The following is a 20,447-nucleotide window of genomic DNA, read 5'->3' on the forward strand; positions in this document are numbered from 1 at the left end:
ATTATTTAGAGAAATAACATGGAATCCTACAAAACAGATTTTATTAAATTTATATTAAAAAAAAAGATACTTAGTGTTGGATCATTTAAATTAAAGTCTGGAATTTATAGTAAATATTTTTTTAATTTCGGTTTATTCAATAAAGGTAAAGATTTGTGTTTTCTAGGAAAAATTTATGCAAAAGCTATTATAGATTTAAAAATAAAATTTAATTTAATTTTTGGTCCTGCATATAAAGGAATACCTATAATATTATCAACAGCAATAGAATTAGCAAAAAAATATAAATTAAATATAGGATATTGTTTCAATAGAAAAGAAAAAAAAAAACATGGAGAGCAAGGAATTTTAGTTGGAGATAAAATTAAAGGTAATGTTTTGATATTAGATGATGTAATAACCACTGGAACTTCTATAAAAGAATCTATTAAAATAATTAACAAATATAAATATGCTAAAGTAAATTATATATTAGTTGCCATAGATAGAAAAGAAAATATATTTGATAAAAAATCATTTAGATATAATAATATATCATCTTATAAAAAACATTTAAGCATTTTTTCTATTATCACTATATCAGATATTATATCATACTTACGAAAAAACAAAAAACAATATAGTGATTACTGGAATGTTATAATTGATTAATAAAATATAATTTTTTTATTTTCTATTTATATCCTGTGTGACCAAATCCTTTATTATTTCTTTTTTTTTTAATAATATTTTTACTAAAATTTAAATTAGATCTAATAATATTTAAAAATACTATTTGTGCTAATCTATCTCCTGGATTTATAAAGAAATCTTTTTCTCCTCTGTTCCAAATAGATAACATAATTTCTCCTGTATAATCTGAATCTATCAGTCCCACTAAATTTCCTAAAACTATGCCATGATAATGTGCCAGTCCTGATCTTGGGATAATCATTCCTGCAATATTTGAGGTATACATTTTAATTGATATTCCTGTAGGAAGTAATATGTTTTTGTTAGGTTTTAATTCTATTTTTTTATAATTACATACTCTTATATCTATTCCTGCTGATCCCTTGGTTGTATATTCTGGTTTTGGAAATTGTTTTCCTAACCTTTTGTCTAAAATAATAATTTTTATTTTTTTATCTAAAAACATAATTTTTTCAGTACCTCTTTATGAAATTATATAAATGTAATTTTCAAAATTAATTAATATTTATATTTTTTGTTTTAAATTTAAAATAATAAAAAAATTTATATTGTTTATAAAAAATGTATATTAATACTAATTTATTGAATTATATATATTGTTTATTCTTTTATTGCATTAATTATAAACTTTGTTGAAATTTCATTATGAGGTTTAAATAAAACAATATGTTTTCCTATGTTACGTAATGGTCCATTAGGAAGATTTATTTCTTTTTTAGATGCTTTTATTCCTAAAGAATTTAATTTTTTTATAATTTCTCTTACTCCTATTGATCCAAAGAATTTACCATCTTTACTTGATTTAGAGGAGATAACTAGCATACCTATTTTTTTAATTTTTTTAATTTTATTTTTAGCTATTATTATTTTTTCAGATATTTTTTGTTTTTGTTTTTTTTCTTCATTTTTTAATTTTTCTAAATTTTTAGTTGTTGCCAATATTGCTTTTTGTTTAGGTAATAGGTAATTTCTTGCGTATCCTGCTTTTACATTTACTTTTTCGTTTTTGTTACCTAATTTTTCAATTTTTTCAAGTAATATTATTTTCATATGTTTTATTTTTTACTAATATTATTTTATTTATGTTGATCAGTATAAGGTATTAAAGCTAAATATCTAGCTCTTTTAATTGAAGTAGCTAATTGACGTTGGTATTTAGAACTAGTACCAGTTATTCTGCTAGGAACTATTTTGCCACCTTCAGTAATATAATTTTTTAATAGAGATATATCTTTGTAATCTATTTCTTTTATACCTTCTGATATAAAACGACAAAATTTTCTTCTTCTAAAAAAACGATTCATTTTATTGACCTCATTATTATTTTTTTTTAAATAAACAATTGCTATTTATTAATTTTTAAATAATGTTTCAAACATTTTTTTCATGTTTTGAACAAACCATTATTGAAGATGTATTAATTGCTTTTTTAGTTTTCATAATCATTGATCTAATAATTGATCTGTTAAATCTAAACTCTATTTCTAATTTTTTTATAAATTTTGTAGATGTTTCAATATTCATAAGAATATAATGAGCTTTATGTAATTTGTTAATTGAATAAGCCATTTGCCTTCTTCCCCAATCTTCAAATCTATGTATAATTCCTTTATTATTATAAATTAATTCATTATATTTTAAAATTGTTTTTTGTATTTTTTCGTTAGTATCAGGATTAAACATTAATATAATTTCGTAATGATTCATATATCAAGAACCTTATAATATTTGTTTTTTAATTAAAATTTTATAATTAATTACTATTTATTAAAATATTTGTTATGTTAAAATACATAATTTAAGATATTATACATTATATATTTTTATAATGATATATAGTATATATATATTTTGTTCACTTGATAAGTAAATCTATATTATTATTATCTATGTTTACTTTTGAAATTTTTACTTTAACTTTATCACCTATACTATATTTTTTTTTTAAAATTTTTCCTATTAACTGTAATTTTATTTCATCAAAATAATAATAATCTTTTTTTAAATTTTTAATATGTACCAAACCATCAATAAAAAATTTTTCTATTTGCACAAAAAAACCAAAAGAAGTTACATTAGAAATGTATCCATAAATTTGTTTACCTATATATTTTTTTAATAATGTGCATTTTAAAAAGTCTTCTATATACCTGGTAATTTTATCTGCTCTTTTTTCAGTCATAGAACAATGATTAGCTAATAAATCAATTTTAAAAGATGAATAATTTATCTTATTATGTTTATTTTTGTATATTATGTTTTTTATAACTCTATGTACTAATATATCAGTATAACGTCTAATAGGTGAGGTAAAATGTGTATAAGATGGTAATGATAAACCAAAATGTTTTGTATTTTTTCTAGAATATTTTGCTTGTTTCATAGACCTTAAAATAACGTTTTGTATAATATTTTTATCAGGTCTATAAAATATTATTTTTAATAATTTTGCATAATGTTTGGGTTTAGGTTGTATACCTCCTGTTAATTGCAACCCCCATTTTTTTAATATTTTTTTTAAAAGATAAGTTTTTTTTTGACTAGGATATTCATGATGTCTAAATAATGTTTTTTTTTTATTTTTTAATATGAAAGAAGCTGTTAGTGAATTTGCTAAAACCATAATTACTTCAATTAATTTATGTGCTTCATTTCTTTCAAACAATTTAATATTTTTTACGTTACATTTAGATTTGAAAATAAAATCAGATTCCATAGTTTCAAAAGGAATATAACCTCTATTTTTTTGACATTTGTTCAAAACTTTATAAATATTAAATAATTCATCAATATCATTCGCTATTTTTTTGTATTTGTTACGATATTTAAAATTGCCATCCCATATTTTTATTATTTCATTATATTTTAATCGAAATCTAGATTTTATAATAGCTTCATAATATTTATATTTAATTACTTCTCCTGTATTTGATATTTTAATTTTACATACAAGACACAAACGATCTACATTAGGAATCAAAGAACATATGTTATTAGATAATTTTTTTGGTAACATGGGTATAACTTTGTTTGGAAAATATATAGAGTTTCCTCTTTTTTTAGCTTCTATATCTAAAGGTGTGTTAGGTTTTATGTAATAACTAACATCTGCTATAGCAACATATAAATTCCATCCAATGTTACTTATTTTTTTACAATATATAGCATCATCAAAATCTTTAGCGTTTTCTTCGTCTATTGTAATTAAAGGTAATTTTCTTAGATCTTTTCTATAATTTGTTGTTTTTTTTAATATTTTTGTTTTTATTTTTTTAAGTTGTTTTTTTATATTTTTTGACCATATGTGCGGTATATTATTATCATTTACTAAAATTTTTATCGCTAACATCATGTTCATTTTTTTAGATAAAAATTTAACAATAATACCTTCTGCTTTTTTTTTATAAGATGGTCTTTTAGTTATTTTAACACTTACAAAATTATTATTTTTAATATTTAAATCATTATTTTTAATAAAAATAAAAAAATCAAATTTTTTATTATGAGGTATAACATAATATTTTTTTTTTTTTAAAAAAAATTTTCCTATTATTAATTTATTAAACTTTTTAATAATTTTTATTATTTTAACATCACAATTCCCGTTTTTATATTTTTTAACTATTTTGCATAGTACTTTATCACCATGTATAAAATTATTTATTTTATTACATGATATAATAAATTTTATTTTATTATTTTTGTTTTTTAAAGCTATATAACCTTTTTTATTTACTGATATATAACCTGTAATAAAACCTATTTTTTTTTTTGATAGTTTATTTATTTTTATTTTTTGTTTCATAATATTATAATTATATAAATTTTATTAATTTTTATAAATTAAATACATATTTAATAAAATTAATTGAGTTTTTTTTATAAAAATTACTATATTTTAATTCAATATATTATAATTTATTATTGTATGTGATCTATCTGGGCCAGTAGAAATAATATCAACAGGAATTTTTAATAGTTTTTGAATAATATTAATATAATCTATTGCTTTTTTTGGTAATTTTGACATAGATTTTATGCCATATGTATTTTTTTGCCAACCAGGTAATATTTTATATATTGGTTCTATAACATTCCAATCTTGTAAAATTGGAAAATGTGAAAAAATTTTTTTAGTTTTTTTGTTTTTGTAATAAATACAAATTTTTATTTTTTTAAGTTCGTCAAGAACATCTATTTTTGTTAAACAAATAGATGAGATAGAATTTAATTGTATCGATCTTCTTAAAAGAACTATATCTAACCATCCAGTTCTTCTTTTTCTTCCAGTAGTAGATCCATATTCCTGACCTTTGTTAACTAAATAATCATTTGTTTTATTTTTTAACTCTGTTGGGAAAGGACCATTACCTACTCTTGTTGAATATGATTTAACAATTCCTACCACATGATCTATATTTTTAATTCCTATCCCACTACCAGTTAATGCTCCACCTACAACAGTATTTGAAGAAGTTACATAAGGATATGTTCCGTGATCGATATCTAATAAAGAACCTTGAGCACCTTCAAAAATAATAGATTCTTTTTTTTTAGTAGCTTTTTCTAAAATATTAGGAATATCTTCAACCATATTTAGTAGCATTTTTCTATTTTCGTTTATTTCTTTCAAAATTATATTATAATCTATTGTTTTTGTTTTATATATATATTTTAATTGATTATTATAATATTTTGTAATATCCTTTAATTTAAGAACCATGTTATTATAATTTTCTAAATCAGACACCATAAAACCTCTTCTAGATATTTTATCTTCATAAGCTGGACCAATACCTTTTAAAGTTGTTCCAATTGATTTTTTAATATCTTTATTTTCTCTAGCTATATCTAAAGCTATATGAAAATCTAATATTAGTTGACATGATGATGATATTTTTATTCTATTTTCTACATAAAAACCAAATTTTTTTAACATATTTATCTCTTGCAACATTGCTTTAGGAGATATAACCACTCCATTTCCAAGTATTACAAAAACATTTTTATGCAAAATACCAGAAGGAATTAAGTGTAATATAATTTTTTTGTTATTATGAATTAAAGTATGTCCAGCATTATTTCCTCCTTGATAACGAACAACATATTTTACATTATGTGTTAACATGTCAACTATTTTTCCTTTTCCTTCATCACCCCATTGTGTACCTAATATTACTATATTAGTCATATTTATACCTGTTTTTTTTCATATTAAAACTTAATTAAATTATATCACGTAAAAAAATTAAAAATTAAGAATGATTTATTTTTATTTTTTTTATTAATTTTATTAATTTCATATAAAATTAACTTAAATAAATAATTTTATATCTATTGTTTTTTATTTTTTAATTTAAAAAGATATGTTTATTTTTTTATTATTTAATAATTTATATTAAATGTAAATATTTTTATATATATTTACACAATTTAATAATAATTCAATATTTTTAATAATACTTTCTTTTTTCAAATAATAAATGTTTTTCCATTTTTTTAACCATGTAAGTTGTTTTTTAGCTAAATTTTTTGTTAAATTAACAGATTTTTCTATCATAGTATTATATGATATTTTACCATCTATATATTGCCACATTTGACGGTATCCAATGCAATTCATAGATTGCATATTATATTTTACATTATTACAATTAATAATCTTTTCTACTTCTTCTTGAAATCCCATAGATAACATTTTTTTAAATCTTTTCTCTATATTTCTATGTAACAAAAATTTACTATTAGGTACGATAGCAAATTTTAGGAAATTATAAGGTATTTTTTTAATTTTATTTTTTTTTTTAAATATCTCACTCATTTTTTTTTTAGTTATATAAAATACTTCTAAAGATCTTATAATTCTAAAAATATCATTTTTATTTATTCTTTTTGCAGATATAGGATCAATTATTTTTAAATGATTATGTAGGTTCTTAAAACCTAATTTTTTACTATATGAATGAATATTTTTTCGAAAAATGATATTTTTTTTTGGTAATATATTTGATATACCTTCCATTAAAACTTTGTAATATAACATTGAACCACCGACTAATAGTGGTATTCTATTATTATTTATAGATAAATTAATTTCTTCTAATGCATCATGAAAAAAGTTAATTACTGAATAGCTTTCATAAGGTTCTTTTATATTTATTAATTTATGAGGTATTTCAGATAATTCTTTATATGAAGGTTTGTCTGTACCTATATTTAAATATTTATAAATAGATGCTGAATCAACACTAATTATATCTACAGGTAAATAATTAGTTAATTTAATAGCCAACTTAGTTTTTTTAGAAGCTGTAGTTCCCATTAAACATATAACAAAAGGTTTTTTGTTCATATAAGTTACTCATGTTTTTAACATATCAATAAGATTTTTCATATTTATATATCTAAAAAAATATTTAGGCGGAAATTTCAACAAAAAAGGAAATTTTTTTTCTAATACAATTAATGTTTCTAATGCATGTAAGTTATACCATTTGTTAATGTTCAATTTTGTAATTTTTGATAATTCATATAATGTTTCTTTAAAATTTTTATTATTTTTTTTAAGATAAATTAAAATTTCTTTTATTACGTATTCTATGTTTTTTGTTTTCAAAAGAAAGGGTAATGTTTTTATTAATAATATTTTTTTTTTAATAAAAAAAGTAATTCCTAATCTAAATAATAAAATAATATTATTTTTCAATGTTTTTTTTTCTAAATCATTTATTTTTATTTTATAAGGTAATATTAGTAAAACTTTATGAAAAAATTTTTTTTTAGGAAAATCAAACATAACTTGACGTAAGAAGTATTTTGCAATTTTAATAGATATTATTGCTAATTTTCCATATTTTTGAACAATAACATAATTAAAACAATTGCTATACAATATTTTACCATAATAATTTTTCTTACAAGAATATTTTTTTTTTTTTATAAAATTAATGTTAAATATTTCTTTATTTATATTTATAAAATATGAATAATTTTCACTTTTTAATTTTAATTTTTTATTATGTTTTTTTTTACATAGGTGTTTATTTTCTAAAATTATGTTTGTTTTGTAAAAAATATTTTTTTTTAAAAGTTTGGTTAATTTATTTTTTAATGTTTTATATATGAAATTATATACAATGTTTTCAAATAAAAAATTAATTTTAGATTTGTCAGGATGTATATTAATACAAATGTCCTCATATGGTACATTTAAATATAATATATAATTTAATTTATAATTATTTTTAATTTTTTTTTGTAAATTAGTATTAATAATTTTTTTTATAAAACTAGAATTAACAAATCTATTGTTAACATAAAAATATTTTATATTTTTTACATATTTTTTTTTATTCTTAAATAAAACTATCCAACCTTGTAAACTAATGTTTTTTATACAATTAAATATTTTAATAAAAAAATTGTCTCTTTTATATTTTAATATTTTTTTAATATATTTATCAGTTTTTATATAATTATTAAAGAAAAAATATTTTTTTAAATTTTCATTATTATAATTTATAAAAAATTTAACATTTAAACATGATAATGATAAACGACGTATTGTTTCTTGTATATCTTTAAGTTCTATGTAATAATTTTTTATAAAATTTCTTTTTATAGGTATATTATGAAATAAATTATTAACATAAACAGTAGTTCCTTTAGGATGTGGGCAAGGTTCTATTTTTAAAACGTTATTTTCAGTAAAAAATATTTTATATCCTTTGTTGTTGTTTTTCGTACAAGATACAATAGATAAATTAGAAACAGATTTAATACTTGATAAAGCTTCTCCTCTAAAACCAAAAGTTTTAATAGACAACAAATCTTTTAAACAAAATATTTTATTTGTGGCATGACTTGTCGCTATTATTTGTAAATTTTTATAATTTATACCTTCTCCATTATCATTCACAATTATTGATTCTAAACCACCGTATGATAAAAATATGGATATTTTAGTAGATTTTGCATCCAAACTGTTTTCTATCAATTCTTTTACTACAGATGAAGGTCTATGGATAACTTCTCCTGCTGCAATTTGTTTAATAATTATTTCTGGAAGAATTTTTATATTATTCATACATGATTAATTAAATATTAGTATATATTTCAAATAGTTATTAATAAATATATAAATTTAATTATTTTTTAATTTTTTTTTTGTTATTAATTTAAATAATCCTAAAGTAGAACTATCATGTTTATTATTAATTTTTCTTTTTTTTATTTCTGAAAAAATAGATTCAGCTATATTTTTTCCTAATTCCACTCCCCATTGATCAAAACTACATATATTCCAAATAACACCTTGAGTAAATATTTTATGTTCATACATTGACAATAAAATTCCTAAATTATAAGGATTTAAATGATCTATGAGTATAGAATTGCTAGGTTTATTTCCTTCAAAAGTTGCAAATTTTTTCTTTTTTATTTTGTTTTTGATTTCAAAAACATGATTATCCCCAAAAGCTAATGCTTTTGTTTGAGATAAAAAATTAGATAATAATTTTAAATGATGCATATTAAACTTATGTTTTTCATTTATACAAATTATAAAATCACATGGAATCAATTTTGTACCTTGATGTAACAATTGAAAAAATGCATGTTGTGCATTAGTACCAATACCGCCCCATATAATTTGCCCAGTTTGCCATTTTGTTTTTTTTAAGTTTCTAGTATAATTTTTTCCATTAGATTCCATATAAGCTTGTTGTAAATAACTTATTATATGATATAAAGATCCTTCATAAGATAATATTGCTTCTGTTTCACAATTGAAAAAATTATTATACCATATACTAATAAGTGCAAGAATAACCGGTATATTTTTTTTTAAAGGAGTATTTTTAAAATGCATATCCATGGCATGAGCTCCACGTAATAGATTTTCAAAGTTTTTGAAACCAATTGACAAACTTATAGATAATCCTACAGCAGACCACAGCGAATATCTACCACCAACTTCCTTTGGAATTTCAAATATATTTTTTTTTAAGATACCAAAATTTTTAGCTTTTTTAATATTAGATGTTATAGCTATAAAATGTTCATATATATATTTTTCTTTGATTTTTTCTTTTAAAAAATGTTTAATAAAAGTATTAGAATTATATATTGTTTCATCAGTGGAGAAAGTTTTTGAAGAAATTAAAAATATAGTTTTTTCAAAATTAATTTTTTTAAGTATTTTTGAAATTTTATTTCCATCAACATTAGATATATAATGAATTTTTAAATGATTTTTATAAGTATGTAATGCTTTTGTTACCATTAAAGGTCCTAAGTTTGAACCTCCTATACCAATATTAACTATATCTGTAATTTTTTTATTAGAAAAACCTTTTTTTTTACCATTTATTATTTTATCAGAAAAACTTTTAATTTTAATTAATGTTTTGTTTATCGTTGAGTTAACATTTTTTTTATTTAAAAACATGTTTTTTTTATTTCTTAATTCTGTATGTAAAACAGATTTATTTTCTGTTATGTTTATTTTTTTACCACAAAACATTTCTTTTATAGATTTTTTTAATGAAAATTCATTTGCCAATTTTAATAATAATTTTATTGTCTTTTTATTAATACGGTTTTTAGAAAAATCTACAAAAAATTTATTATCAAAATTTAAAGAGAAATTTGAAAATCTATCTTTATCTTTACAAAACAAATTATATATGTTTTCGCATTTTATTTTTTTAAAATGTTTTTCTAGTTTTTTCCATGTTTTGGTTTTTGTAGGGTTAATATTTTTCATTTATATTTTAAAGTTATTTTTTTTTATTTTAACATATTTTTTTATTTAAAAAATATTTGTATTAATTTTTTTATTAATAATATATATAAATTATATAATAAATGTTATTCAAAACAAAATAACATCAAAATGTTAAACATATTTTTTTTTCAAAAAATATAGGAATACAATGAATAAAAAAAACTTAATATGGATTGATTTGGAAATGACAGGTATTAATTTTAATATAGACAAAATTATTGAAATAGCTACTGTGATTACGGATAAAAACCTAAATATTTTATCTAAAGGTCCAAATTTAGTTATTCACCAAAGTTATGAAACATTAAAACTTATGAACAAATGGAATCAAAAAATTCATTCTTCAACTGGTTTGATTGAAAAAATCAAGAAAAGTAAAAATAATGAAAAAATAGCTGAAATAAAAACTATAAATTTTTTGAAAAAATGGGTTCCATATAATTCATCACCTATGTGTGGTAATACTGTAAGTCAAGATAGATTTTTTTTAACAAAAAATATGCCTAATTTAGAAAAATATTTTCATTACAGATCTATTGATGTAAGTTCTTTAAAGGAATTAGCAGTTCGTTGGAAACCTGATATATTTAAAAAATTTTTTAAAAAATATAAACATTCGGCTATGGAAGATATAATGGAATCTATATATGAATTAAAATTTTATAGGAAACATTTTATTAAAATATAATTGTCAATACTTGCATATTTATTAAATATTTGTATAATGTTTATTTACGCGGGAATAGCTCAGCAGGTAGAGTACAACCTTGCCAAGGTTGGGGTCGCGAGTTCGAATCTCGTTTCCCGCTTTTTATTTTTAAATTTTCAAATTTTCAAATTTTTTGTTAAATTTTTCAACTCTCCCACCTGTGTCCATTATACGTTGATTACCAGTATAAAAAGGATGACATTTAGAACAAACATCAAGAGATATATTGTTAGTGTTAGATATAGTAGAAAATATCTGTATAATATTGCCACATGAACAATGTGCTTTTATTTTTTTGTAATTTGGATGTATATTTTTTTTCATTTTATTTTCTCTTAGTAAAAATCTTGATATTTTTTTATAATTCGTTTATAACTTATTATAGTTATTTAAAAAAATAAAAATTTTTTCTAATGTTAATTAAAAAAACACTACTCTATATAATATATAATAAAATAATGAATTATATTATTCAATAATTATTTTTAATAAATTAAAAATGATATATAATTTTTTTTAATAAAAATTTAAATGTTAAAATAAAATAAGGTTTTTTTAAGTGACTACAATATTAAATGTACGTAGAAACAAAAAAGTAGTTATTGGTGGTGATGGACAAGCTACTTTAGGTCATACAGTTATGAAAAGTAATGTTAAAAAAGTTAGATATCTTTATAAAAAACAAATAATAGCTGGTTTCGCTGGAAGTACTGCAGATTCTTTTACTTTATTTGGTTTGTTTGAACAAAAGTTAGAAATGTATCAAGGTCAACTAAAAAGATCTGCAATAGAATTAGCTAAAGATTGGAGAACAGATAAAATTTTAAGAAAATTAGAATCTATATTAGCTGTATCTGATAAAAATAATTCACTTATAATTACTGGAAACGGGGATGTTATTAAACCTGAACAAGATCTAATAGCTATAGGATCAGGTGGGTCTTACGCTCAAGCATCTGCAAGATCTTTATTGGAAAATACCAAACTTAGTGCATTAGAAATTGTAAGAAAATCATTAAGTATTGCAGCAGATATTTGCATATATACAAATCACACTTTCACAATTAAAGAATTAGATTCAGAAAAGTAAAAAAAAGGATTATTAAAATGTCTTCAATGACTCCTATAGAGATTGTCAAAGAACTTGATAGATTCATAATAGGTCAAAAAAATGCCAAAAAAGCAGTTGCAATTGCATTAAGAAATAGATGGCGTAGAATGCAATTAAATGACGAACTTAAATATGAAATCACACCTAAAAATATATTAATGATAGGACCAACAGGAGTAGGTAAAACTGAAATATCTAAAAGATTAGCAAAACTAGCAAATGCTCCTTTTATAAAAGTTGAGGCAACTAAATTTACTGAAGTTGGTTATGTTGGTAAAGAAGTAGATTCTATAATTAGAGAACTTACTGATTTATCTATAAAAATGGTAAAAACACAAACAATTAAAAAAAATAAAAAAAAAGTAATACAAATGGCTGAAGAAAGAATTTTAGATGTTTTGTTACCTTCAATAGATAATTCTTCTAATTCTAAAAAAAATAAACATGATAATTCTACTGTTAATATTTTTAGAAAAAAATTAAGAAAAGGTGAACTTGATGACAAGGAAATAGAAATACGTGTATCAAACGTTCCTATGGGGATAGAAATTATGGCTCCACCTGGAATGGAAGAAATGACTAGTCAATTACAATCATTATTTCAAAATCTTGGAGGGAATAAACAAAAGACAAAAAAATTAAAAATAAAAGATGCAATGAAATTAATAACTGAAGAAGAAGCGTCAAAAATAGTTAATCCAGAAAAATTAAAACAAAAAGCTATAAACATGGTAGAACAACAAGGAATAGTTTTTATAGATGAAATAGATAAAATATGTAGAAGAAGTAATAATAGTTCTTTTGGTAGTGATATTTCTCGTGAAGGTGTACAACGAGACCTATTACCATTAGTAGAAGGTTGTACAGTTTCAACTAAACATGGTATGGTTAAAACAGATCATATATTGTTTATTGCTTCAGGAGCTTTTCAAACATCATCTCCAGCAGATTTGATACCGGAATTACAAGGAAGATTACCTATAAGAGTAGAACTTAAGGCATTAACTGTTAGTGATTTTGAAAGAATTTTAACTGAACCTAATGCTTCTGTTACTATGCAATATAAAGAACTAATAGCTACAGAAGGTGTGACTATTAAATTTACAAAAGATGGAATTAGACGTATTGCTGAATCAGCTTGGCAAGTTAATGAATCTATGGAAAATATAGGAGCACGAAGATTACATACAGTATTAGAAAAATTAATGGAGAAAATATCTTTTAATGCTCATAATCTTAAAGGTCAAAAAATATATATAAATAATGAATATGTTTGTAATCATTTAGATCCTTTAGTATCTAATGAAGATGTAAGTAAATTTATTTTATAAAAATGTATTTTTAATATTTTTGTTCCTGTGAATTAAAAATATCGCAGGAATGATTTAAACAACATTAATTTTAGAAATTATAAATTTAAAATATTTAATAAATTTTTTTAATTATAATTTTTATGTTATCAATTAAAAAAAATTATGTGGAATTTTTAATATGAATAATTGGGTTAAAGCAAAAGTTATATCTATAAAAAAATATAATGGAAATTTGTTAAAAATAATATTACATGCTGACATATTACCATTCATTGCTGGACAATTTACTAAATTTTTGATAAAAAAAAAAAATAGTATAAAAATAAGAAGAGCTTATTCATATGTAAACAGTCCTAAAAGCAATAATTTAGAATTTTATATAGTTAAAATAAAAAAAGGTGTAATGACATCTAAATTATTTAAATTAAATATTGGAGATGATTTAATAATTAGTAAAAAATCTTTTGGTTTTTTTATTTTAAAAAATATACCTAAATCATATTATTTATGGATGTTTGCTACTGGTACGGGTATAGGACCGTATTTATCAATGTTACAAGATAAAAATCATACGTTAAAATTTAATAATATTATTTTGGTACACGCTGTAAAATATTTTAAAGAATTATGTTATTTAGATTTAATGTATGATCTAAAAAAAAAATATAAAGGTAAATTAATTATTAAAAATGTATTAAGCAGAGAATATAATTCAGAAACTTTAACAGGTAGAATACCTAATTTAATTAAAAACAAGTTATTAGAAAATAGTTTGAATATTTCTATGAATAAAAATAATAGTCATGTAATGTTATGCGGCAATCCTAATATGGTAAAAAATACTGAAAAAGTTTTGATAAAATATAAAAATATGAAAAAACATTTAAATAGAAATCCAGGGCATATTACCAAAGAAAACTATTGGTAAAAATAATTGTGTATTAACATATATCTAATGGAAAATTAATTATTTCATTTATATTTTTTATTTTTAATATAGACATAATTAATCTTTCTATTCCGATTGCTACTCCTGAACATTGAGGTAATCCTTTTTTTAAAGAATTTATAAAATTTTTATCTATTTTTACTTTTTTCATTCCATTTTTTTCCCTAGTTTTGTTATTTTTTTTAAAACGTTTTTTTTGTTCTTTAAAATCAACTAATTCATCAAAACCATTAGCTATTTCTAATCCATATGAAAATATTTCAAATCTTTCTGATATTTTATTATTTAAACTATTTATTTTAGATAAAGATGCTTGAGATGCAGGAAAATGATAAATAAAAATCAATTCTATTTTTTTTAATATCGGATATAATCCAATTATAAATAAATATTCTAATAATGAATCTTTATTTTTATTTTTAAAAGACAAACTATTATCTTTTGATACATCTTGTATTTTTTTTATTAAATCTTTTTTGCTACATGTTAATGGATTTATTTTTAAATAATTCATAAATATTCTTTCATAAGAAATGAAAACAACTTTTTTGTATTTTTTTAAATTATTTAATAAAACATTAATTTTATTCATTAATTTAAAAATATCACAATTTGTTTCATACCATTCTAAAATTGTAAATTCTGGATTGTGATATTTACCTAATTCACCATTTCTAAAGCTATGACATATTTGATAAATAGATCCTAAACCATAAGATATTAATCTTTTCATATGGTATTCTGGACTTGTTATTAACCATAATTTTTTTTTTTTTTTATTTAAAAATAAAGTTTTGAAAGGAGTGATATTTACATCAGTAACTGTAAATGAAGACATAATGGGTGTGTCTACTTCTAAGACATTGTTTTTTAGAAAAAAACTCCTTATTTTATTGATAATTTTTGCTCTTTTAAAAATGTTAATATGTGATGTTTTGGGAATAAATTCATCTTTTTTTATATTTTTCATTTTAATATATTTTTTAATTTTAATTTTTTATACAAAAACATTTATTTAAAATAAATGTTTTGTTATTATTTAATTTTATAAACATAACATAAATAAGTTAAATACAACAAATGAATAATTTAGTAATATATCCAGGTACTTTTGATCCAATAACATATGGTCATATTGACATAATTCGTAGAACAAAAAATATATTTAAAAATATTATTGTTGCTGTTATAGATAAACCTAATTTTAAAACTATGTTCAATTTAAAAGAGAGAAAAAATTTGTTAAAAGAATCTACTAAAAATATAAAAAACATTTTAATATTGTCTTTTAATGATTTAATTGTTAATTTTGCATCATCTAAAAAAGTTTTTTTATTAATAAGAGGAATAAGAGATAATTCAGACTTAAATTATGAAATGAATTTTTATCGAATTAATAAAATATTAAACAAAAAAGTTGAAACTATCTTTTTATTTTCATCTAATAAGTTTTCATATGTATCATCATCTATAATAAAAGAGATATCTTATTATGGAGGAAACGTTAAAAAATTTGTTCCAAAAAATGTGTGCAAAGCTTTAAGTAATAAAATTAAAAGTTTAAAAAAAAAAAATAAATAATATTTTTTATTATTTAATACATATATTATTTTTTTAATACAAGTTTTATTTTTTAATTCCTTTAGCTATTAAGATACCTATTATTAACATAAATAAAATAAATATAGATATTCCATACCAAGAATACCAATACCAAAATACACCACCCAAAGTTCCAAATATACTAGCTCCTAAATAATAAAAAAAAAGATACAAAGAAGTAGCTTGTCCTTTATATTTTTTTACATGATAACCTACCCAACTGCTAGAAACTGAATGAGCTGAAAAAAATCCTGCTGAAAATATCATTAATCCAATGATTATCGTCAATAAGAAATTAAACTGTGTAATGATTAAACCTGTTATCATCAAACATATTGAAAAAACTAGTATTTTAGACCTACCATAAATTTCTGTCAAAACGCCAGCTTTTGGAGAACTATATATGCCTGTTAAATAAACCATAGAAATAGAACCTAATAAAGCATGATTTATAAATGTTGGTAAAGATATTAATCTATATCCAATATAGTTAAATAAAGTAATAAAACAACCCATTAAAATAAATCCTACAAAAAATAATTTAGATAGTATTTTATCCTTGCATTGATTTAATCCATTTACAAATAATTTAACAGGATGGATCGATATTGGAAAAAAATTGTTAGAAGGTGGTAATAATATTATAAATATTAATGTAGAAATAAAAGATAATATTCCTATTATTAATAATGCTATTTTCCAACAAAAATATATAGACAAAAAACTGGTTATAAACCTTCCAAAAAAACCTCCTAGCGAATTTCCACTAATATATAGTCCAATAGCAAACGCTAACAATTTTGGATGTATTTCTTCACTTAAATAACTCATTGCAACAGCAGTTACTCCACTCAACGATAATCCAGTAATAGATCTTATTAATATTATATGCTTCCAATTATTCATAAAAGAACACAATATAGTTAATAAAGAAGCTGTTACTAATGAACTAATCATTATTTTTTTCCTACCTATATAATCTGATATAGGTCCTGTAAATAACATTCCTAAAGCCATAGTTATTGTTGTAACAGACAATGACAAACTTGCATGTGTTGGAGTTAAATGAAATATTTTTGAAAAAATTGGTAATATTGGTTGAACACAATATAAGATAGCAAAAGTAGAAAATCCTGCAGAAAACAAAGCTAACATAATTATGTTGAAATTTTTATGATCTTTTTTTATGTATTTTTTTTTGTTTTTCATTAAATTGTTGTTGATTTTTATTTTTGTTCAATAAAAAAATTTTATTTTTTTAAAATACTATGTTTTTATATATTAATTATCTTTAGTTTATATTAAAAAATAAATATTTATAAATAATAATTGTTATATTGTTTTTTTATTTTTTTAAAATATTGGATTATATGTATTTAATAAATTATTAATAATAAATATTTATATTTTTATACATCCATCATATACATATTTAACAGGTCCTGTCATAAATAAATCTTTTTTAATGTTTTTCCATTTTACATATAAATTACCTTCTTTGAACATTACTTTAACTTTGCTTGATAACTTTTTTCTTATAATGCCGATGGCTACAGAAGCACAAGCTGCACTACCACAACTTGATGTTTCTCCAACACCTCTTTCATATACACGTAAAATTATGTTATTTTTATCTAATATTTGCATAAAACTAACATTAACTTTTTCAGGAAACAAATAATGATTTTCTATTTTTTTTCCTATTATGTTTATTTTAGTTTTCTTTACATTTGAAACTTCTATAACACAATGAGGGTTTCCTAGAGAAACCACCCCAATTTTTATTTTTTTATTTTTAATCTTTATTTTATACGTTTTTTTTTGAATATTAGTTATAAATGGTATTTTTTTTGGATTAAAAATAGGTTTTCCAATATTTACTTCTATGTTATTTTTTTTTAAAATTCTTAATTTCATATATGAATTTTTAGTTTTTATACATATATTTTTTTTTTTCGTTATTTTTTTATAAAATAAAAAAAATGCAAAACATCTAGCGCCATTAGCACATTGAAAAATTTCACTTCCATCAGCATTAAATATTTTGTAAAAAAAATCTATTTTTTTTTCATTAGATTTTTCAACAATAAGAATTTGATCAAAACCTATTCCTTTTTTTCTATTTGATATCTTTTTTATTATTTTTTGATTTAGTTTTATTTGTTTGTTAATGTTATTAATTATTATAAAATCGTTACCTAAAGCATGCATTTTTGAAAAAAATATTTTTGTTATTTTTTTTTTTGAATTTATTATTGAAGACATATTTTTTTATTATTATTATAATAGTATAAGTAATATTTTTTAATAAATAAATATAAAAAATATATAAAAAGATAAATAAAAGAATAAATTAGAGTTAATTAGAGTTAATTAGAATTAATTAGATATTTTTTTTATTTTATATGATATTTTCGGCGAGAGAGGATTTGAACCTCTGACCTACTGGTCCCAAACCAGTTGCGCTACCAAACTGCGCTACTCGCCGTTTTTATATTATAAATATTATAAAAAACATTATTTTAATAAAATAATGGGGTGGCTAATGGGATTTGAACCCATGACTACTGGAATCACAATCCAGGGCTCTACCAACTGAGCTATAGCCACCATATATAATAAAAAAAAATATTTAATACTAATTATTTATTTATTATGTTCTTCAAAATTTGAAATTTGTTTCTTGATTTTTTTAAAAAAAAAAATCTTATTCTGAATAAGATAATAACTTTTATTATATATCAAAAACACATAATTTACAATTTAATAATGTATTTTTTTAACAAAAAAATTGTTGTTTAATATTTAATTAATATTTAAATATATTTATAATATATGTTTATATAACATAATAATTGTTTCAATGCTATTTACGTTTAAAAAAGATTAAATTTATAAAAATATAAAAAATATTTATATAATTTAAAATGATATTTAAGCAAATAAAATTATGATCTTTTCATCATATCAAAAAACTCATTATTTGTCTTAGTCATAGATAATTTATTTATCAAGAATTCCATTGCTTCAATTTCGTTCATTGGATGTATTATTTTTCTTAATATCCACATTTTATGTAATTCTGAAGATGTTGTTAATAGTTCTTCTTTTCTAGTTCCAGATCTATTATAATCAATAGCTGGAAAAACTCTTTTTTCAGCTATTTTCCTTGATAATGGCAATTCCATATTACCTGTTCCTTTAAATTCTTCATATATTACTTCGTCCATTTTTGATCCAGTATCTATTAAAGCAGTGGCTATAATTGTTAAACTACCTCCTTCTTCCACATTACGAGCAGCTCCAAAAAATCTTTTAGGTCTATGCAATGCATTAGCGTCAACTCCTCCAGTTAAAACTTTTCCTGAAGCTGGTACTACTGTATTATAAGCTCTTGCTAATCTTGTTATTGAATCTAATAATATTATTACATCTTTTTTATGTTCTACTAGTCTTTTAGCTTTTTCTATTACCATTTCAGAAACTTGTACATGTCTAGAAGAAGGTTCATCAAAAGTAGAAGCTACTACTTCTCCTTTCACTAATCTTTGCATTTCAGTCACTTCTTCAGGTCTTTCATCTATTAAAAGAACCATTAAAACACATTTAGGATAATTATATGCAATACTTTGAGCTATATTTTGTAATAACATAGTTTTTCCAGCTTTAGGTGGAGCAACTATTAAACCTCTTTGACCGCAACCTATTGGTGAAGCAAGATCTAAAACTCTTGCTGTTAAATCTTCAGTTGAACCATTACCTCTTTCCATTCTTAATCTTGAATTTGCATGTAATGGTGTTAAATTTTCGAATAAAATTTTACTACGGGAACTTTCTGGTTTATCATAATTTACTTCATTTACTTTTAGTAAAGCAAAATATCTTTCTCCGTCTTTAGGAGGTCTTATTTTGCCAGAAATAGTATCTCCTGTACGAAGGTTGAATCTTCTTATTTGACTAGGAGAAACATATATATCATCCGGTCCTGCTAAATAAGAACTATCTGAAGATCTAAGAAAACCAAATCCATCTTGTAATATTTCTAATACTCCATCTCCAAATATGTCTTCACCACTTTTTGAGTGTTGTTTTAAAATAGCAAAAATAATGTCTTGTTTTCTCATACGTGCCAAATTTTCTAAACCCATATTTTCGCCAAGATTGATTAATTCAGAAACCGGAGTGTTTTTAAATTCGGTTAAATTCATAATGATGGGTTCTTAGTAAACTAGAAATAATTATGAAATGACTAATAATTTATTAGTAATTAATATAAAAATTAA

At 20.9% G+C, this 20,447-nt stretch carries 20 protein-coding genes and 3 tRNA genes; 7 read left to right on the forward strand and 16 right to left on the reverse strand.

The annotated features are described in order from the left end of the window. The first annotated feature begins 18 nt into the window (after window positions 1-18). Complete coding sequence (gene pyrE, locus RJX39_RS02065; RefSeq protein WP_343192576.1) at window positions 19-651, forward strand: orotate phosphoribosyltransferase; 633 nt, start codon at window positions 19-21, stop codon at window positions 649-651. Window positions 652-673: 22 nt separating this feature from the next. Here pyrE and dut read toward each other — a convergent pair whose 3' ends face one another. The 9 genes from dut to pgi all read right to left on the reverse strand — a co-directional run bounded on the left by dut (window position 674) and on the right by pgi (window position 10,459). Next, window positions 674-1,138, reverse strand: a complete 465-nt coding sequence (gene dut / locus RJX39_RS02070) for a dUTP diphosphatase (protein WP_343192577.1) — start codon at window positions 1,136-1,138, stop codon at window positions 674-676. A 155-nt stretch (window positions 1,139-1,293) separates the two neighbouring features. Continuing rightward, complete coding sequence (gene rplI / locus RJX39_RS02075) at window positions 1,294-1,743, reverse strand: 50S ribosomal protein L9 (RefSeq protein WP_343192578.1); 450 nt, start codon at window positions 1,741-1,743, stop codon at window positions 1,294-1,296. A gap of 26 nt (window positions 1,744-1,769) precedes the next feature. Beyond that, window positions 1,770-1,997 (reverse strand): 30S ribosomal protein S18, encoded by a 228-nt coding sequence (gene rpsR, locus RJX39_RS02080; RefSeq protein WP_343192579.1) that lies wholly within the window; start codon window positions 1,995-1,997, stop codon window positions 1,770-1,772. Between the two features lie 67 nt (window positions 1,998-2,064). After that, window positions 2,065-2,400: a 30S ribosomal protein S6 gene (rpsF, locus tag RJX39_RS02085; RefSeq protein WP_343192580.1), complete on the reverse strand. Its 336-nt coding sequence runs from the start codon at window positions 2,398-2,400 to the stop codon at window positions 2,065-2,067. Window positions 2,401-2,548: 148 nt separating this feature from the next. After that, the gene (rnr, locus tag RJX39_RS02090) at window positions 2,549-4,498 is read right to left on the reverse strand and encodes a ribonuclease R (protein ID WP_343192581.1); all 1,950 of its coding nucleotides are present in this window, start codon (window positions 4,496-4,498) and stop codon (window positions 2,549-2,551) included. 93 nt (window positions 4,499-4,591) lie between these two features. After that, the gene (locus tag RJX39_RS02095; RefSeq protein ID WP_343192582.1) at window positions 4,592-5,884 is read right to left on the reverse strand and encodes an adenylosuccinate synthase; all 1,293 of its coding nucleotides are present in this window, start codon (window positions 5,882-5,884) and stop codon (window positions 4,592-4,594) included. Between the two features lie 207 nt (window positions 5,885-6,091). After that, window positions 6,092-7,045, reverse strand: coding sequence for a tRNA (adenosine(37)-N6)-dimethylallyltransferase MiaA (gene miaA, locus RJX39_RS02100; RefSeq protein ID WP_343192583.1), 954 nt, complete (start codon window positions 7,043-7,045; stop codon window positions 6,092-6,094). Between the two features lie 9 nt (window positions 7,046-7,054). Continuing rightward, window positions 7,055-8,779, reverse strand: a complete 1,725-nt coding sequence (gene mutL / locus RJX39_RS02105) for a DNA mismatch repair endonuclease MutL (protein WP_343192584.1) — start codon at window positions 8,777-8,779, stop codon at window positions 7,055-7,057. A gap of 57 nt (window positions 8,780-8,836) precedes the next feature. Next, entirely contained in the window at window positions 8,837-10,459 is a 1,623-nt protein-coding gene (gene pgi / locus RJX39_RS02110; protein ID WP_343192585.1) for a glucose-6-phosphate isomerase, read from the reverse strand. A 169-nt stretch (window positions 10,460-10,628) separates the two neighbouring features. On the opposite strand from pgi, the gene orn reads away from it, so the two are divergent. Continuing rightward, window positions 10,629-11,168 (forward strand): oligoribonuclease, encoded by a 540-nt coding sequence (gene orn, locus RJX39_RS02115; RefSeq protein WP_343192586.1) that lies wholly within the window; start codon window positions 10,629-10,631, stop codon window positions 11,166-11,168. Between the two features lie 48 nt (window positions 11,169-11,216). Continuing rightward, window positions 11,217-11,289, forward strand: a tRNA-Gly gene (locus RJX39_RS02120). An 8-nt stretch (window positions 11,290-11,297) separates the two neighbouring features. Here the strand turns inward: RJX39_RS02120 and rpmE are convergent. Then, window positions 11,298-11,513: a 50S ribosomal protein L31 gene (gene rpmE / locus RJX39_RS02125; protein ID WP_343192587.1), complete on the reverse strand. Its 216-nt coding sequence runs from the start codon at window positions 11,511-11,513 to the stop codon at window positions 11,298-11,300. 235 nt (window positions 11,514-11,748) lie between these two features. On the opposite strand from rpmE, the gene hslV reads away from it, so the two are divergent. From hslV to RJX39_RS02140, 3 genes are all read left to right on the forward strand, one after another. Continuing rightward, entirely contained in the window at window positions 11,749-12,279 is a 531-nt protein-coding gene (gene hslV, locus RJX39_RS02130) for an ATP-dependent protease subunit HslV (RefSeq protein ID WP_343192588.1), read from the forward strand. Between the two features lie 17 nt (window positions 12,280-12,296). Next, window positions 12,297-13,631 (forward strand): HslU--HslV peptidase ATPase subunit, encoded by a 1,335-nt coding sequence (gene hslU / locus RJX39_RS02135; RefSeq protein WP_343192589.1) that lies wholly within the window; start codon window positions 12,297-12,299, stop codon window positions 13,629-13,631. Window positions 13,632-13,791: 160 nt separating this feature from the next. Then, window positions 13,792-14,541, forward strand: a complete 750-nt coding sequence (locus RJX39_RS02140) for an FAD-binding oxidoreductase (RefSeq protein WP_343192590.1) — start codon at window positions 13,792-13,794, stop codon at window positions 14,539-14,541. Between the two features lie 13 nt (window positions 14,542-14,554). On the opposite strand, the gene epmA is transcribed toward RJX39_RS02140, so the two are convergent. Continuing rightward, on the reverse strand, window positions 14,555-15,532 hold the full coding sequence (gene epmA, locus RJX39_RS02145) for an elongation factor P--(R)-beta-lysine ligase (RefSeq protein WP_343192591.1): 978 nt from the start codon (window positions 15,530-15,532) through the stop codon (window positions 14,555-14,557). Between the two features lie 110 nt (window positions 15,533-15,642). Between epmA and coaD the strand changes: the two genes are divergently transcribed. Further along, complete coding sequence (gene coaD, locus RJX39_RS02150; protein WP_343192592.1) at window positions 15,643-16,143, forward strand: pantetheine-phosphate adenylyltransferase; 501 nt, start codon at window positions 15,643-15,645, stop codon at window positions 16,141-16,143. A gap of 45 nt (window positions 16,144-16,188) precedes the next feature. On the opposite strand, the gene RJX39_RS02155 is transcribed toward coaD, so the two are convergent. The 5 genes from RJX39_RS02155 to rho all read right to left on the reverse strand — a co-directional run bounded on the left by RJX39_RS02155 (window position 16,189) and on the right by rho (window position 20,372). Then, the gene (locus RJX39_RS02155) at window positions 16,189-17,373 is read right to left on the reverse strand and encodes an MFS transporter (RefSeq protein WP_343192593.1); all 1,185 of its coding nucleotides are present in this window, start codon (window positions 17,371-17,373) and stop codon (window positions 16,189-16,191) included. 192 nt (window positions 17,374-17,565) lie between these two features. Next, complete coding sequence (dapF, locus tag RJX39_RS02160; protein ID WP_343192594.1) at window positions 17,566-18,429, reverse strand: diaminopimelate epimerase; 864 nt, start codon at window positions 18,427-18,429, stop codon at window positions 17,566-17,568. 149 nt (window positions 18,430-18,578) lie between these two features. Then, a tRNA-Pro gene (locus RJX39_RS02165) sits at window positions 18,579-18,652 on the reverse strand. A 46-nt stretch (window positions 18,653-18,698) separates the two neighbouring features. Then, window positions 18,699-18,774 (reverse strand) — tRNA-His (locus tag RJX39_RS02170). Between the two features lie 338 nt (window positions 18,775-19,112). Further along, window positions 19,113-20,372: a transcription termination factor Rho gene (gene rho / locus RJX39_RS02175; protein WP_343192595.1), complete on the reverse strand. Its 1,260-nt coding sequence runs from the start codon at window positions 20,370-20,372 to the stop codon at window positions 19,113-19,115. Window positions 20,373-20,447 lie beyond the last annotated feature (75 nt).

The organism is Buchnera aphidicola (Taiwanaphis decaspermi), from assembly GCF_039405155.1.
GTDB lineage: Bacteria > Pseudomonadota > Gammaproteobacteria > Enterobacterales > Enterobacteriaceae > Buchnera_M > Buchnera_M aphidicola_B.